At 56.1% G+C, this 16,440-nt stretch carries 12 protein-coding genes; 10 read left to right on the forward strand and 2 right to left on the reverse strand.

Annotated features, from left to right (window positions below; all coding sequences use genetic code 11):
- Window positions 1-15 precede the first annotated feature (15 nt).
- Window positions 16-984 carry a thioredoxin-disulfide reductase gene (trxB, locus tag IM265_RS10430; protein WP_028012555.1) on the reverse strand — a complete coding sequence of 323 codons (969 nt, stop codon included), beginning with the start codon at window positions 982-984 and terminating at the stop codon, window positions 16-18.
- Window positions 985-1,528: 544 nt separating this feature from the next.
- Between trxB and lrp the strand changes: the two genes are divergently transcribed.
- The 10 genes from lrp to IM265_RS10480 all read left to right on the forward strand — a co-directional run bounded on the left by lrp (window position 1,529) and on the right by IM265_RS10480 (window position 15,560).
- Window positions 1,529-2,023, forward strand: a complete 495-nt coding sequence (gene lrp / locus IM265_RS10435; protein ID WP_000228469.1) for a leucine-responsive transcriptional regulator Lrp — start codon at window positions 1,529-1,531, stop codon at window positions 2,021-2,023.
- Window positions 2,024-2,158: 135 nt separating this feature from the next.
- Window positions 2,159-5,854, forward strand: coding sequence for a DNA translocase FtsK 4TM domain-containing protein (locus tag IM265_RS10440; protein ID WP_193030939.1), 3,696 nt, complete (start codon window positions 2,159-2,161; stop codon window positions 5,852-5,854).
- A 127-nt stretch (window positions 5,855-5,981) separates the two neighbouring features.
- Window positions 5,982-6,596, forward strand: a complete 615-nt coding sequence (gene lolA / locus IM265_RS10445; protein WP_028012557.1) for an outer membrane lipoprotein chaperone LolA — start codon at window positions 5,982-5,984, stop codon at window positions 6,594-6,596.
- Between the two features lie 9 nt (window positions 6,597-6,605).
- Entirely contained in the window at window positions 6,606-7,949 is a 1,344-nt protein-coding gene (rarA, locus tag IM265_RS10450) for a replication-associated recombination protein RarA (RefSeq protein WP_028012558.1), read from the forward strand.
- A 92-nt stretch (window positions 7,950-8,041) separates the two neighbouring features.
- Window positions 8,042-9,334 carry a serine--tRNA ligase gene (gene serS / locus IM265_RS10455; RefSeq protein ID WP_008499983.1) on the forward strand — a complete coding sequence of 431 codons (1,293 nt, stop codon included), beginning with the start codon at window positions 8,042-8,044 and terminating at the stop codon, window positions 9,332-9,334.
- 211 nt (window positions 9,335-9,545) lie between these two features.
- On the forward strand, window positions 9,546-11,990 hold the full coding sequence (gene dmsA, locus IM265_RS10460; protein WP_028012559.1) for a dimethylsulfoxide reductase subunit A: 2,445 nt from the start codon (window positions 9,546-9,548) through the stop codon (window positions 11,988-11,990).
- A gap of 10 nt (window positions 11,991-12,000) precedes the next feature.
- Window positions 12,001-12,618, forward strand: a complete 618-nt coding sequence (locus IM265_RS10465; RefSeq protein ID WP_047368207.1) for a DMSO/selenate family reductase complex B subunit — start codon at window positions 12,001-12,003, stop codon at window positions 12,616-12,618.
- Window position 12,619: 1 nt separating this feature from the next.
- Window positions 12,620-13,483 carry a dimethyl sulfoxide reductase anchor subunit family protein gene (locus IM265_RS10470; RefSeq protein WP_193030941.1) on the forward strand — a complete coding sequence of 288 codons (864 nt, stop codon included), beginning with the start codon at window positions 12,620-12,622 and terminating at the stop codon, window positions 13,481-13,483.
- 275 nt (window positions 13,484-13,758) lie between these two features.
- The gene (locus IM265_RS10475; RefSeq protein ID WP_045261768.1) at window positions 13,759-14,907 is read left to right on the forward strand and encodes an MFS transporter; all 1,149 of its coding nucleotides are present in this window, start codon (window positions 13,759-13,761) and stop codon (window positions 14,905-14,907) included.
- Window positions 14,908-15,029: 122 nt separating this feature from the next.
- Window positions 15,030-15,560, forward strand: coding sequence for an anti-virulence regulator CigR family protein (locus tag IM265_RS10480; RefSeq protein ID WP_047368209.1), 531 nt, complete (start codon window positions 15,030-15,032; stop codon window positions 15,558-15,560).
- Between the two features lie 36 nt (window positions 15,561-15,596).
- Here the strand turns inward: IM265_RS10480 and pflA are convergent, their stop codons facing one another.
- A complete protein-coding gene (gene pflA / locus IM265_RS10485) occupies window positions 15,597-16,337 on the reverse strand; it encodes a pyruvate formate lyase 1-activating protein (RefSeq protein ID WP_028012563.1) in 741 nt (246 codons plus the stop codon).
- Window positions 16,338-16,440: the final 103 nt, after the last annotated feature.

A 16,440-nucleotide genomic window follows, 5' to 3' on the forward strand; every position in this document is an offset into this window, starting at 1 on the left:
ACTGACTTGTAAAGATTATTTACCTTGTTCAGCCAGTCCATCGAGGTAGCGTTCAGCGTCCAGCGCGGCCATACAGCCGGTGCCCGCAGAGGTGATCGCCTGACGATAAATATGGTCCATCACGTCACCGGCAGCGAACACGCCCGGGATGCTGGTCTGGGTCGCGTTACCGTGAATGCCGGACTGCACTTTGATATAGCCGTTTTCCAGCTCCAGCTGGCCTTCGAAGATCGCGGTGTTCGGGCTGTGGCCGATCGCCACAAACAGGCCCGCCACTTCCAGCGTTTCGACGTTATCGGTGTTCTGGGTATCACGAATGCGCAGACCCGCAACGCCCATCTGATCGCCGGTGACTTCTTCCAGGGTACGGTTGGTGTGCAGCACGATGTTGCCGCTCGCCACTTTATCCATCAGGCGTTTAATGAGGATCTTCTCGGCGCGGAAGGTGTCACGACGGTGGATCAGATGCACCTCGGAGGCAATGTTCGCCAGGTACAGCGCTTCTTCCACCGCGGTGTTACCGCCGCCGATAACCGCGACTTTCTGGTTACGGTAGAAGAAACCGTCGCAGGTCGCACAGGCAGAGACGCCGCGGCCTTTGAACGCTTCTTCAGACGGCAGGCCGAGGTAGCGGGCAGAGGCGCCGGTGGCAATGATTAGCGCATCGCAGGTGTATTCACCGCTGTCACCTGTCAGGCGGAACGGACGGTTCTGCAAATCCACTTTATTAATGTGGTCGAACAGGATTTCGGTTTCGAATTTGGCGGCATGCTCGTGCATGCGTTCCATCAGCAGCGGCCCGGTCAGATCGTTCGGGTCGCCCGGCCAGTTTTCCACTTCCGTGGTGGTGGTCAACTGACCGCCTTTTTCCATGCCGGTGATCAGTACCGGCTGCAGGTTTGCGCGTGCAGCATAGACCGCCGCGGTATATCCCGCAGGTCCAGAACCAAGGATTAACAACTTACTGTGTTTGGTCGTGCCCATGAGATCCCCATTGTTGTTGGCAGGCAATGGGCTGGATTGTAGGGAATTTGTTGCCGTAAAAAAAGAGCACTGGGATTTTGCTTTCGATATATGTAATAGCTGCGCCCGATGAATCCAGTGCCGTTACGTCACGTTTTCTACTGAAAACCGCTCGTTTATAAAGCAGTAAAATGAGGATTAATACCCCCCCGTAATGAATATCCGGCATCTTGTACTAAAAAACGATGTTTTGCTTTGACAATCCCCTGCGCATTTGCGAAAACATTCAAGGAAGAAAAAAAACCGCGTTAACCGTATGCCGCATAGGCATGCACGTAAATGCCATTTTCACCGTGTCAGTGAAATCTACGCATGGCGTGGACAGACGCCATACGTGATGTCGGTGACAGCCTTCGGGCAGCGGTCTTCTTACCAACAGAACCCGAATCCGCATCGCGTCTAATACATAACCAGGCGATGTGATGACTAACGGGTACAGGCTCTGAACAGTGATGTGCACAGGGTCCAGGCAGGAGTAGGGAAGGAATACAGAGAGACAATAATAATGGTAGATAGCAAGAAGCGCCCTGGCAAAGATCTCGACCGTATCGATCGTAACATTCTTAATGAATTGCAAAAGGATGGGCGTATTTCCAACGTCGAGCTTTCAAAACGTGTGGGACTTTCCCCGACGCCGTGCCTTGAGCGTGTGCGCCGACTGGAAAGACAGGGTTTTATTCAGGGCTATACGGCTCTGCTGAACCCGCATTATCTGGATGCCTCACTTCTGGTATTTGTTGAGATTACTCTGAATCGTGGTGCGCCGGATGTGTTTGAGCAATTTAACGCCGCTGTACAAAAACTTGAAGAAATTCAAGAGTGTCATCTGGTGTCCGGTGATTTCGACTACCTGTTGAAAACCCGTGTGCCTGATATGTCCGCCTACCGTAAGCTGCTGGGGGAAACCCTGCTGCGTCTGCCAGGCGTGAACGACACCCGTACCTATGTGGTGATGGAAGAGGTCAAACAGAGCAATCGTCTGGTTATTAAGACGCGCTAACACGGAACAGGTGCAAAATCAGCGTAGTTTGATTACACTCCTGTTAATCCATACAGCAACAGTGCCGGGGAGCCCCGGCGCTGTTGTCCGTTTTAGCAAACAGGCAGGATATGCCTGATACCTGGAGAGCCTTTCTTGAGCCAGGAATACACTGAAGACAAAGAAGTCACACTATCGAAGCTAAGCAGCGGACGTCGTCTCCTCGAGGCTTTGCTGATCGTTATTGCCCTTTTTGCCGTCTGGCTGATGGCAGCCTTACTCAGTTTCAACCCCTCCGATCCCAGCTGGTCGCAAACCGCGTGGCATGAGCCTATCCATAATTTAGGCGGCGTACCCGGAGCCTGGCTTGCGGACACGCTCTTTTTCATTTTCGGTGTGATGGCCTACACCATTCCCGTCATAATCATTGGCGGATGCTGGTTTGCATGGCGTCATCGTCAGAACGATGATTACATCGACTATTTTGCAGTTTCCCTGCGCCTGATTGGCGCCCTGGCGCTGATCCTCACCTCCTGCGGGCTGGCGGCGATTAATGCCGATGATATCTGGTACTTCGCCTCCGGTGGGGTGATTGGCAGCCTGCTGAGCTCTGCGCTACAGCCGATGCTTCACAGCAGCGGCGGCACGCTGGCGCTGCTCTGCATCTGGGCGGCCGGGCTGACGCTGTTTACCGGCTGGTCATGGGTGAGCATTGCCGAAAAGATCGGCAGCTTTATTCTGACGATCCTGACCTTCGCGAGCAACCGTACCCGCCGCGACGACACGTGGGTCGATGAAGAAGAATATGAAGATGAGTACGAAGAGGAAGACGATGCGCCGGTGCAACGTCGTGAATCTCGTCGTGCCCGTATTCTGCGCGGTGCCCTGGCGCGTCGCCAGCGCGTTGCTGAAAAATTTGCCAACCCGCTTGGACGTAAAACCGACGCGGCGCTCTTCTCCGGTAAGCGTATGGATGAAGACGAGCAGGTTGAGTACCGCGCAGCGGGTAGTACAGTCGATCCTGATGATGTGCTTTTCTCCGGCAACCGTGCGATGCCGGGTGATTTCGATGAATACGATCCGCTGCTTAACGGCCATACTGTTACCGCGCCGGTTGCCGCGGCCGCAGCCGCAACGACAGCATCACAGGCGTATGCCGCGCCTGTCGAAGCCGTGATGCCATCCGCGCCGGTTCCGCCTCCGGAATCCGCTATTCAGCAGCCTCAGGTTGCCTGGCAGACCGCGCCGGGTGTCCACACGCCGGAGCCTGTTATCGCGCCGGGACCAGAGAGCTATATCCCCGTGCAGCAGGAGCAGTGGCATCAGCCTTATCAGCCGCCGCAACCTGAGTATGAACAGCAGCACTATGAGCAGCCTGTGGCCCAGCCTTATCAGGAGTACGTGCCTGAACCGGTTGAACCTGTGCAGCCTTATGTCGAGCCTCAGCCTGAACCTGAGGTGGTGGAAGAGGTGAAACCGTCTCGTCCGCCAATGTACTATTTTGAAGAAGTTGAAGAACGCCGTGCTCGTGAGCGCGAACAGCTGGCGGCATGGTATCAGCCTGTGCCTGAACCGGTGCAGGCACCTGTGCCAAAAGCCCCGTCGGTTTCGGTTCCACCGGTCGACCCGACGCCTGCTGTTGCCCCCGTAGCGGAAAGCGTGAAGCAGGCTACCGCGGCCGCAGCGGCGGCGGCACCTGTCTTTAGCCTGTCAACGGGCGGTGCGCCGCGTCCGCAGGTGAAAGAGGGAATTGGTCCGCAACTGCCTCGCCCTAACCGCGTCCGCGTTCCAACTCGTCGTGAGCTTGCCTCCTATGGTATCAAGCTGCCTTCCCAGCGGATGGCCGAAGAGAAAGCGCGTGGGACGGACTACGAAGATGATGCTGATGAAATGCAGCAGGACGAGCTGGCGCGCCAGTTCGCCGCGCAGCAGAATCAGCGCTACGGTGAAGACTATCAGCATGATGAACCGATGCTGGAAGACGAAGATGACGCGGCTGAAGCCGAATTAGCGCGTCAGTTTGCGGCAACCCAGCAGCAGCGTTACTCAGGTGAACAGCCAGCTGGTGCGAACCCGTTCTCATTATCGGATTTCGAGTTTTCGCCGATGAAAGATCTGGTGGATGATGGCCCGAGCGAGCCACTGTTCACCCCGAGCGTGATGCCTGAAGCAGAGCCTGTGCGCCAGCCGCCAGCGCCGCAGGCACAGACTTACGCGCAGCCGCAGCAACCTGTTCAGCAGCCGTATGCGCAACCGCAGCAGCCACAACAGCAGCCGCCGCAGTACCAGCAGCCAGCACCGCAGCCGCAGGAGAGCCTGATTCACCCACTGCTGATGCGTAACGGTGATAGCCGTCCGCTGCAGCGTCCGAGCACGCCGCTGCCTTCGCTGGATTTGTTGACGCCGCCACCGGCTGAAGTCGAGCCGGTTGATACGTTTGCCCTGGAGCAGATGGCCCGTCTGGTGGAAGCCCGTCTGGCAGACTTCCGCATCAAGGCGGACGTGGTGAACTACTCGCCGGGTCCGGTGATCACCCGTTTCGAGCTGAACCTGGCGCCGGGCGTCAAAGCCGCGCGTATTTCTAACCTCTCCCGCGACCTGGCGCGTTCTCTGTCGACCGTGGCGGTACGTGTGGTGGAAGTGATTCCGGGTAAACCGTACGTTGGCCTTGAGCTGCCGAACAAGAAACGTCAGACCGTTTACCTGCGTGAAGTGCTGGATAACACCAAGTTCCGCGATAACCCATCTCCGCTGACCGTGGTGTTGGGTAAAGATATCGCCGGCGACCCGGTAGTGGCAGACCTCGCTAAAATGCCTCACCTGCTCGTAGCGGGTACCACCGGTTCCGGTAAATCGGTCGGCGTGAACGCCATGATCCTTAGCATGCTCTACAAAGCGCAGCCTGAAGACGTGCGTTTCATCATGATCGACCCGAAAATGCTCGAACTGTCGGTCTACGAAGGCATTCCGCACCTGCTGACGGAAGTGGTCACCGACATGAAGGACGCCGCCAACGCCCTGCGCTGGAGCGTCAATGAAATGGAGCGTCGCTACAAGCTGATGTCTGCGCTGGGCGTGCGTAACCTGGCCGGTTATAACGAGAAGATCGCCGAGGCGGCGCGCATGGGTCGTCCGATTCCGGACCCATACTGGAAGCCGGGTGACAGCATGGATGCCCAGCATCCTGTGCTGGAGAAACTGCCTTATATCGTCGTGCTGGTGGATGAATTCGCCGACCTGATGATGACTGTCGGGAAGAAAGTGGAAGAGCTGATCGCGCGTCTGGCACAGAAAGCGCGTGCGGCAGGTATTCACCTGGTGCTGGCGACCCAGCGTCCGTCCGTGGACGTTATCACCGGTCTGATTAAGGCGAATATTCCGACCCGTATTGCGTTTACCGTTTCGAGCAAAATCGACTCCCGTACTATTCTTGACCAGGGCGGCGCTGAGTCGCTGCTGGGAATGGGTGATATGCTGTACTCCGGCCCGAACTCCACCTCTCCGGTGCGCGTACACGGCGCGTTTGTTCGCGACCAGGAAGTACACGCCGTGGTGCAGGACTGGAAGGCGCGCGGACGTCCGCAGTACGTTGACGGCATTACCTCCGACAGCGAAAGCGAAGGCGGCGGTGGTGGCTTTGACGGCGGCGAAGAGCTGGATCCGTTATTCGACCAGGCGGTTAATTTCGTTACTGAAAAACGCAAAGCGTCCATCTCTGGCGTGCAGCGTCAGTTCCGCATCGGCTATAACCGCGCGGCGCGCATCATCGAGCAGATGGAAGCGCAGGGCATTGTGAGCGAGCAGGGGCACAACGGTAACCGTGAGGTGCTGGCTCCGCCGCCGTTTGATTAACCTTCAGCGATTGCAAAGAAGGGTAAATCAGCAAAAATTAAGCATATTCTTCTGTCGCCTGCCTTCGGGCAGGTCCAGAATAGAAACGGAAACCCCATTTCGGGAAGACGTATTTTAAGGAATAACAATGAAAAAAATCGCCATCGCCTGTGCATTACTCACCAGTTTTGTAGCCAGCAGCGTCTGGGCTGATGCAGCCAGCGACCTTAAAAGCCGACTGGATAAAGTAAGCAGCTTCCACGCCAGCTTCACGCAAAAAGTGACGGACGGCAGCGGCAACGCGGTGCAGGAAGGACAGGGTGATTTGTGGGTGAAACGCCCCAATCTGTTTAACTGGCATATGACCCAGCCGGATGAGAGCATCCTGGTTTCTGACGGTAAAACCCTGTGGTTCTTCAACCCGTTTGTTGAGCAGGCCACTGCGACCTGGCTGAAAGACGCGACCAGCAATACGCCGTTTATGCTGATCGCCCGCAACCAGACCAGCGACTGGCAGCAGTACAACATTAAACAGAACGGTGATGAGTTTGTCCTGACGCCGAAAGGCAGCAACGGCAATCTGAAGCAGTTCACCATCAACGTAAGTACCAACGGTACCATTAATCAGTTCGGCGCGGTTGAGCAGGACGATCAGCGCAGCAGCTACCAGCTTAAGTCTCAGCAAAACGGCGCCGTTGACGCATCGAAATTCACCTTTACCCCGCCGCAGGGCGTAACGGTGGACGACCAACGCAATAAGTAAGAGGCGTGAGTGAGCAACCTGTCGCTCGATTTTTCAGATAATGCGTTTCAACCTCTGGCCGCCCGTATGCGGCCAGAAAATTTAGCGCAGTACATCGGTCAGCAGCATCTGCTGGCTGCGGGGAAACCCTTGCCGCGCGCTATTGAGGCGGGGCATCTGCACTCCATGATCCTCTGGGGGCCGCCCGGCACCGGAAAAACCACGCTCGCTGAAGTGATAGCCCGCTATGCCAACGCGGACGTTGAGCGTATCTCGGCGGTAACGTCTGGCGTGAAGGAGATCCGCGAGGCGATCGAGCGCGCGCGTCAGAACCGTAATGCCGGACGCCGCACCATTCTCTTTGTCGATGAAGTCCACCGCTTCAACAAGAGCCAGCAGGATGCTTTCCTGCCGCACATTGAGGACGGGACGATCTTCTTCATTGGTGCGACCACCGAAAACCCGTCGTTTGAACTCAACTCGGCGCTGCTGTCCCGCGCCCGCGTCTACCTGCTTAAATCCCTGACCACGGAAGATATCGAAAAGGTTCTGACCCAGGCAATGGACGACAAAGCGCGGGGTTACGGTGGGCAGGATATCGTTCTGCCTGACGACACGCGACGTGCGATTGCGGAGCTGGTCAACGGCGATGCGCGCCGCGCGCTGAACACGCTCGAAATGATGGCCGATATGGCAGAAGTGGACGATGCGGGCAAGCGCGTATTGAAGCCTGAACTGCTCACGGAAATTGCCGGAGAGCGCAGCGCGCGTTTCGATAATAAAGGCGACCGTTTCTACGACCTGATCTCGGCTCTGCATAAATCCGTACGCGGCAGTGCGCCGGATGCGGCGCTCTACTGGTACGCACGTATCATTACCGCAGGTGGCGATCCGCTATACGTTGCGCGCCGCTGTCTGGCGATTGCGTCAGAAGATGTTGGCAATGCCGACCCGCGCGCCATGCAGGTTGCGCTTTCAGCCTGGGACTGCTTCACCCGCGTAGGCCCGGCAGAAGGCGAACGCGCCATTGCGCAGGCAATTGTCTATCTGGCCTGCGCGCCTAAAAGCAATGCGGTCTATACCGCGTTCAAAGCGGCGATGTCGGATGCGCGCGAGCGCCCGGACTACGATGTGCCGGTTCATCTGCGCAATGCGCCAACCAAACTGATGAAAGAGATGGGTTACGGGCAGGAGTATCGCTACGCCCATGATGAGCCTAACGCCTACGCCGCCGGGGAGGAATATTTCCCGCAGGAGATGGCACAAACGCGCTATTATCATCCCACAAACAGAGGTCTTGAAGGCAAGATTGGTGAAAAGCTCACCTGGCTCGCCGGACAGGATCAAAATAGCCCTATAAAACGCTACCGTTAGTTCAATCGTTGCGGTAATGTTGGCAATTGTATCCTTGTGACCGCAGGCTGTGGTCACATTTTCTATTTTAATTCGATAAGCACAGGATAAGCATGCTCGATCCCAATCTGCTGCGTAATGAGCCAGACGCAGTCGCTGAAAAACTGGCACGCCGGGGCTTTAAGCTGGATGTAGATAAGCTGCGCGCTCTTGAAGAGCGTCGTAAAGTACTGCAGGTACAAACTGAAAATCTGCAGGCAGAGCGTAACTCTCGATCGAAATCCATTGGCCAGGCGAAAGCGCGCGGGGAAGATATTGAGCCATTACGCCTGGAAGTGAACAAGCTGGGTGAAGAGCTGGATCAGGCGAAAGCGGAGCTGGATGTTCTTCAGGCCGAAATTCGTGACATCGCTCTGGCTATCCCGAACATTCCTGACGACAGCGTGCCTGTCGGCAAAGACGAGAACGACAACGTTGAAGTGAAGCGCTGGGGTACGCCTCGCGAGTTTGACTTCGAAGTGCGCGATCACGTGACGCTGGGCGAAATGCACGCGGGCCTGGACTTTGCCGCTGCGGTTAAGCTGACCGGCTCTCGCTTCGTAGTAATGAAAGGTCAGATTGCCCATCTGCACCGCGCCCTGGCGCAATTCATGCTGGATCTGCACACCGAGCAGCACGGCTACAGCGAAACCTATGTTCCGTATCTGGTTAACCACGATACGCTGTACGGTACGGGCCAGCTGCCGAAATTTGCCGGCGATCTGTTCCATACCCGTCCGCTGGATGAAGAAGCAGACAGCAGCAACTATGCGCTGATCCCAACCGCGGAAGTGCCGCTGACCAACCTCGTGCGTGATGAGATCATTGACGAAGACGATCTGCCAATCAAGCTGACGGCACACTCTCCGTGCTTCCGTTCAGAAGCCGGTTCTTACGGTCGCGACACCCGTGGTCTGATCCGTATGCACCAGTTCGACAAAGTCGAGATGGTGCAGATTGTCCGTCCGGAAGAATCCATGGACGCGCTGGAAGAGATGACTGGCCATGCGGAAAAAGTGCTGGAGCTGCTGGGCCTGCCGTATCGCCGCATGGCGCTGTGCACCGGTGACATGGGCTTTGGTGCCTGCAAAACCTTCGACCTGGAAGTCTGGGTGCCTGCACAGAACACCTACCGTGAAATCTCCTCCTGCTCTAACGTCTGGGATTTCCAGGCACGCCGCATGCAGGCACGCTGCCGCAGCAAATCTGACAAGAAAACCCGTCTGGTGCATACCCTGAACGGTTCTGGTCTGGCTGTTGGCCGTACGCTGGTTGCCGTGCTGGAAAACTACCAGCAGGCAGATGGCCGCATTGAGATCCCTGAAGTGCTGCGTCCATACATGAAAGGCCAGCAGTACATCGGCTAATTCTTTGCCTCACAACAAAAAAGCGCCTTCGGGCGCTTTTTTTATGCCTCTGAATTGACACGACGCAATACCCCCTCCCTCTAAAGTAGTAATACTCCTCCGAATGAAAGTCAGCATAAGACGCTGATAACGAAGAAATTCGTTATTTACAAAACTATATAGCGGTTCGAGCCGCCTCTCTTTTCTTTGTGAGCAACCAAAGTGAGTCTCTATGAAAATCAAAGCGCCTGAAGCGTTAATGGCTGCCGAGGTCACTCGCCGTGGGTTGATGAAAACCACGGCAATAGGCGGCCTGGCTGTAGCCAGCAGCGCCTTCACGCTCCCTTTTACCCGGCTGGCGTCGGCGGCGGACGCACTATCCGCAGCCGCAGCTCCGGAAAAAGTGGTGTGGAGTGCGTGTACCGTAAACTGCGGTAGCCGTTGTCCGCTGCGTATGCATGTGGTGGATGGCGAAATTAAGTATGTCGAAACCGACAACACCGGGGACGATAACTACGAAGGGTTACACCAGGTTCGCGCCTGCCTGCGCGGTCGCTCCATGCGTCGCCGCGTCTACAACCCGGATCGTCTGAAATACCCAATGAAGCGTGTCGGTAAGCGTGGGGAAGGGAAGTTTGAGCGCATTAGCTGGGACGAAGCCTACGACATTATCGCCACCAACATGCAGCGCCTGATCAAAGAGTACGGCAACGAGTCCATCTATCTGAACTATGGCACCGGGACGCTGGGCGGCACGCTGACCCGCTCCTGGCCACCGGGTAAAACGCTGGTCGCGCGTCTGATGAACTGCTGCGGCGGTTATCTCAACCACTACGGCGACTACTCTTCCGCACAGATTGCCGCAGGTCTGAACTACACCTACGGCGGCTGGGCCGACGGCAACAGCCCGTCCGATATCGAAAACAGTAAGCTGGTCGTCCTGTTCGGTAACAACCCGGGCGAAACCCGCATGAGCGGCGGCGGGGTGACGTACTACCTCGAGCAGGCCCGCGCCAAATCTAATGCCCGCATGATCATTATCGATCCGCGCTATACCGACACCGGTGCCGGGCGCGAAGATGAGTGGATCCCCATTCGTCCCGGTACCGATGCGGCACTGGTTTCCGCGCTGGCGTGGGTGATGATTACTGAAAACCTCGTCGATCAGCCGTTCCTTGATAAATACTGCGTCGGTTATGACGAGAAAACGCTGCCAGCCAGTGCCCCTGCCAATGGTCACTACAAGGCATATATTCTCGGCCAGGGCAGCGACGGCGTAGCGAAAACGCCGGAGTGGGCCTCCACCATCACCGGTATTCCGGTCGAGCGCATTGTTCAGCTGGCGCGTGAGATTGGTTCAGCTAAACCGGCCTACATCAGCCAGGGCTGGGGACCGCAGCGTCATGCGAATGGTGAAATCGCCACCCGCGCTATCTCCATGCTTTCAATTCTGACCGGCAACGTCGGCGTTCATGGCGGTAACACCGGCGCACGCGAAGGTTCTTATGAAGTGCCGTTTGAGCGGATGCCGACGCTGGATAACCCGGTACAGACCAGTATCTCCATGTTTATGTGGACTGACGCAATCGAGCGCGGTCCGGAAATGACCGCGCTGCGTGACGGCGTTCGGGGTAAAGACAAGCTGGATGTGCCGATCAAGATGATCTGGAACTACGCCGGCAACTGCCTTATCAACCAGCACTCGGAAATCAACCGCACCCATGAAATTCTGCAGGACGACAAGAAGTGCGAGATGATTGTGGTGATCGACTGCCACATGACCTCCTCGGCAAAATATGCCGATATTCTGCTGCCGGACTGCACCGCGTCTGAGCAGATGGATTTCGCGCTGGACGCTTCCTGCGGCAACATGTCCTACGTGATCTTTACCGACCAGGCCATCAAGCCGCGCTTCGAGTGCAAAACCATCTATGAGATGACCTCCGAACTGGCGAAGCGATTGGGCGTCGAACAGCAGTTTACCGAAGGGCGTACTCAGGAAGGGTGGATGCGCCATCTGCACGAGCTCTCTCGTAAAGCAATTCCCGATCTGCCGGACTTCGACACCTTCCGCAAGCAGGGCATGTACAAGCAGCGTGACCCGGAAGGGCATCACGTGGCGTATAAAGCGTTCCGTGAAGATCCGCAGGCGAATCCGCTGACCACGCCGTCGGGCAAAATCGAAATCTACTCCGAAGCGCTGGCAAAAATCGCGTCTACCTGGGAGCTGCCGGAAGGAGATGTTATCGATCCGCTGCCGATCTACACGCCGGGGTTCGAAAACTATAACGATCCGCTGACGGCGAAATTCCCGCTGCAGCTGACCGGTTTCCACTACAAGGCGCGCGTGCACTCCACCTACGGCAACGTTGACGTACTGAAGGCCGCCTGCCGCCAGGAGATGTGGATCAACCCGATGGATGCCAAAGCACGTGGTATCCGTAACGGGGATCGCGTGCGTATCTTTAACGGTCGCGGCGAGGTACACATTGAAGCCAAAGTGACACCGCGCATGATGCCTGGCGTAGTGGCACTGGGGGAAGGGGCCTGGTACAGCCCGGATGCCAACCGCATCGACCAGGCAGGCAGTATTAACGTCCTGACCACGCAGCGTCCGTCGCCGCTGGCGAAAGGCAACCCGTCTCACACAAACCTTGTCCAGGTTGAAAAGGTTTAAGGAGTAACCGATGACAACCCAGTATGGATTTTTCATTGATTCCAGCCGTTGCACCGGGTGCAAAACCTGCGAGCTGGCCTGTAAAGATTATAAAGATCTCACCCCGGACGTGAGCTTCCGCCGAATTTACGAATACGCCGGGGGCGACTGGCAGGAAGATAACGGCGTCTGGCATCAGAACGTCTTTGCCTATTACCTGTCGATTGCCTGTAACCACTGTGAAGATCCGGCCTGCACTAAGGTGTGCCCAAGCGGGGCGATGCACAAGCGGGAGGACGGTTTTGTGGTGGTGGATGAAGATGTCTGCATCGGCTGTCGCTACTGCCATATGGCGTGCCCGTACGGCGCGCCGCAGTACAACGCCGCCAAAGGACATATGACCAAGTGCGACGGCTGCCACAGCCGCGTAGCGGAAGGCAAAAAGCCAATCTGCGTCGAGTCCTGCCCGCTGCGCGCGCTGGATTTTGGTCCGATAGAAGAGCTGCGTCAGAAACACGGTCAGCTTGCCGCTGTGGCACCGCTGCCGTCCGCGCACTTCACCAAGCCGAGTATTGTCATTAAACCTAACGCCAACAGCCGTCCGACGGGTGACACCACCGGCTACCTGGCAAATCCGAAGGAGGTGTGAGATGGGAAGTGGATGGCATGAATGGCCGCTGATGATCTTCACGGTCTTTGGGCAGTGCGTAGTGGGCGGCTTTATTGTTCTGGCGCTGGCGCTGTTAAAAGGGAACCTCAATGCCGAACAGCAGCATCGTTTAGTGTTGAGCATGTTTGGCCTGTGGGTGCTGATGGGGATTGGATTTATCGCCTCTACGCTGCACCTGGGCTCACCGATGCGCGCGTTCAACTCCCTGAACCGCGTGGGGGCGTCGTCGCTCAGTAACGAAATTGCCAGCGGGGCAATCTTCTTTGCCGTCGGCGGGCTAGGGTGGCTGCTGGCTGCGTTGAAGAAATTGCCTGCGGGCCTGCGCAGCCTGTGGCTGATCGTCACCATGGTACTGGGCGTGGTGTTCGTGTGGATGATGGTGCGCGTCTATAACACCATCGATACCGTTCCAACCTGGTACAGCGTCTGGACGCCGATGAGCTTCTTCCTGACGATGTTTATCGGCGGGCCGCTGCTGGGCTACCTGCTGCTGCGCGTGGCGGGGGTAAACGGTTGGGCAATGCGTCTGCTGCCAGCCGTTTCGCTGCTGGCGCTGGTGGTGAGCGCGATGGTCGCCCTGATGCAGGGGGCCGAGCTGGCAACCATTCACAGCTCTATCCAGCAGGCTTCTGCACTGGTGCCGGACTACGGTTCGCTGATGGCCTGGCGCGTGGTGTTGCTGGCAGCTGCGCTGGTGTGCTGGATCGCCCCTCAGCTTAAAGGTTATCAGCCTGCACTGCCGCTCCTGTCACTGGCTTTTGTGCTGGTGCTGGCAGGGGAGTTAATTGGTCGCGGTGTGTTTTACGGCCTGCATATGACGGTCGGTATGGCTATCGCCAGCTAATTTCATTTTTCGTTATAAAAAGCCGGGACATAGCGCCCGGCTTTTCTTTTTTTCATTCATGAAATTTTTCGACTGTCGTTTTGTTTTAATTTCGGTCATTGATAAATAAAAACAGACACATAATTAATATCTATAGCAGGCGCTGCATTAGCAGGATAAGTTTTTTAAATCGACAGGGAACATATTGTGCGAGCCGGTTAAATCTGTGGATTGACTTTGTTTTTGCCAGTGGCATGATGCGCACGAAATCTGAACTTCCTCACGGTTTTTAATCCATGACCACCTATACCCGGCCAGTGCTCCTGTTGCTCTGTGGCCTGCTTCTGTTGACCCTGGCGATCGCCGTGTTAAACACGCTCGTCCCGCTGTGGCTCGCCCATGAAAACTTACCGACCTGGCAGGTGGGTATGGTCAGCTCGTCCTTTTTCACCGGGAACCTGTTGGGCACATTATTAACCGGTAGCCTGATTAAGCGTTTTGGCTTTAATCGCAGCTATTATCTGGCCTCGCTGATTTTCGCTGCCGGGTGCGCCGGGCTGGGTCTGATGGTGGGCTTCTGGAGCTGGATGGCATGGCGCTTTATCGCCGGCGTCGGCTGCGCGATGATTTGGGTGGTGGTTGAAAGCGCGCTGATGTGTAGCGGTACCTCCCGCAACCGCGGACGTCTGCTGGCGGCCTATATGATGGTTTACTACGTCGGTACCGTTCTGGGTCAACTGATGGTCAGCAAACTGCCAACCGACCTGATGAGCGTGCTGCCGTGGGTAACCGGCATGGTGCTGGCCGCGATCCTGCCGCTGCTCTTTACGCGCATTGTGAACCAGAACAGCGAACATCAGGAAGCGACCCACGTCTGGCCGATGTTGAGACTTCGTCAGGCGCGTCTGGGCGTAAACGGCTGCATTATTTCGGGAATTGTACTGGGCTCGCTCTATGGCCTGATGCCGCTCTACCTGAATCATCAGGGCGTCAGCGATTCCGGAATTGGTTTCTGGATGGCGGTGATGGTCAGTGCGGGTATTGTGGGGCAATGGCCGATTGGCCGCCTGGCGGACCGTTTTGGTCGTCTGCTGGTGCTGCGCGTTCAGGTCTTCGTGGTGATCATGGGATGCCTTGCGATGCTCAGCAACGCCGCGATGGCACCTGCACTGTTTATTCTCGGGGCCGCAGGATTCACTCTTTACCCGGTCGCGATGGCGTGGGCCTGTGAGAAAGTAGAACATCACCAGCTCGTGGCAATGAACCAGGCGCTATTATTAAGCTATACCATCGGTAGCTTGCTGGGACCGACATTTACCGCGATGCTGATGCAGAATTATTCCGACAATTTGCTGTTTATCATGATTGCCAGCGTGTCGTTTATTTATCTCCTGATGCTGCTGCGCAAAGCGGGCGAGCATCCAACCCCTGTGGCGCACGCCTGATTAAATAAAAGCCTGTCGATGACAGGCTTTTTTGTCCCTGTCACATATAAGACTTTTACGCATTGTTTGTTTTTCCCGCCTGGCGATAATTCAAATGAGTTCTACCACAAAAGGCAACAATCATGTCTATACGTCGTTTTTCCACTACCGCACTTGCCGTAGTGTTGTCTTTAACGTTTGCAACGGCTCCGGTCATGGCTAATCCTGGAAACGGGAATGGCGGTGGTCATGGAAACAGTGGCGGACAAGGTAATGGCGGCAATCATGGTAACGGAAATTCTGGTAATTCCGGTAACCATGGTAATAAGCAAAATAGCGGAAAGGAAAACCCTGGAAAATCGGATAAGAGCTTCAAAAACAGCAAAGATGTCGGTAATGACGTCGACGCTCGCGTGAGCTTCGATCATGCCCGCCACCTGGCCCTGAATTATGGCTTAACGGGCTATGAGTCTCTGCCTCCGGGGATTGCGAAAAACCTCGCACGCGGTAAACCACTTCCTCCGGGCATTGCGAAGAAGACCGTACCAGCCTCTATGCTCGGCCAGCTTCCTTCCTACCCGGGCTATGAATGGCGCGTGGTCGGGGACGACCTGGTCTTAATTGCGCTGAGTACGGCAATTGTGACCTCCGTAATTAACGGCGTCTTTAAATAGAATATAAAAAGGCCCGGTGTTTACCGGGCCTTCTCTTTAATACATGACCTTGTGGCCATACTGCTCAAGAATACCTTTCACGCGTTCCATCGTCTCTTTTTTCGGCGGCTTCACGCCATCAAGCTTGTACTCTTCGCCCATCGCCACCCATTTATGTTTACCCAGTTCGTGATAGGGCAGAAGCTCAATTTTCTCGACATTGCCCATGTCGCGGGTAAATTCACCCAGGCGATGCGCGGAGTCATCGTCATCTGACCAGCCGGGAACAACAACGTAGCGGATCCAGGTTTTGATGCCTTTATCGGCGATGTATTTGGCAAACTCCAGCGTACGGTGGTTAGAAACACCAACCAGATTCTGGTGGATCTCATCGTTCATCTGTTTGAGATCGAGCATCACCAGATCGGTCACGTCGAGCAGTTCATCAATGACCGGATCGTAGCGGCGCACAAAGCCGTTGGTGTCGAGACAGGTATGAATGCCTTCTTTATGGCAGGCGCGGAACCAGTCGCGGACAAACTCAGCCTGAAGAATAGCTTCACCGCCGGACGCGGTCACGCCACCGCCGGATGCGTTCATAAAGTGGCGGTAGGTCACCACCTCTTTCATCAGATCTTCCACGGTGACTTCTTTACCGCCGTGCGTGTCCCAGGTGTCGCGGTTATGGCAGTACAGGCAGCGCATCAGGCAGCCCTGGAAAAAGGTAATAAAGCGGATCCCCGGGCCATCGACGGTGCCACAGGATTCAAAGGAGTGAATGCGACCAATAGTTGACATTGCGGTGATATCTCCGAATTTGGCCCATCCGGGGGCCTGTGTAGTTGCACAGCTCAAAGGCTATGTCGAGTCTGTTTTGGCTGTTATCCATAAAGTATAGATA

This window comes from Enterobacter cloacae complex sp. P17RS, from assembly GCF_014895885.1.
Lineage (GTDB): Bacteria > Pseudomonadota > Gammaproteobacteria > Enterobacterales > Enterobacteriaceae > Enterobacter > Enterobacter bugandensis.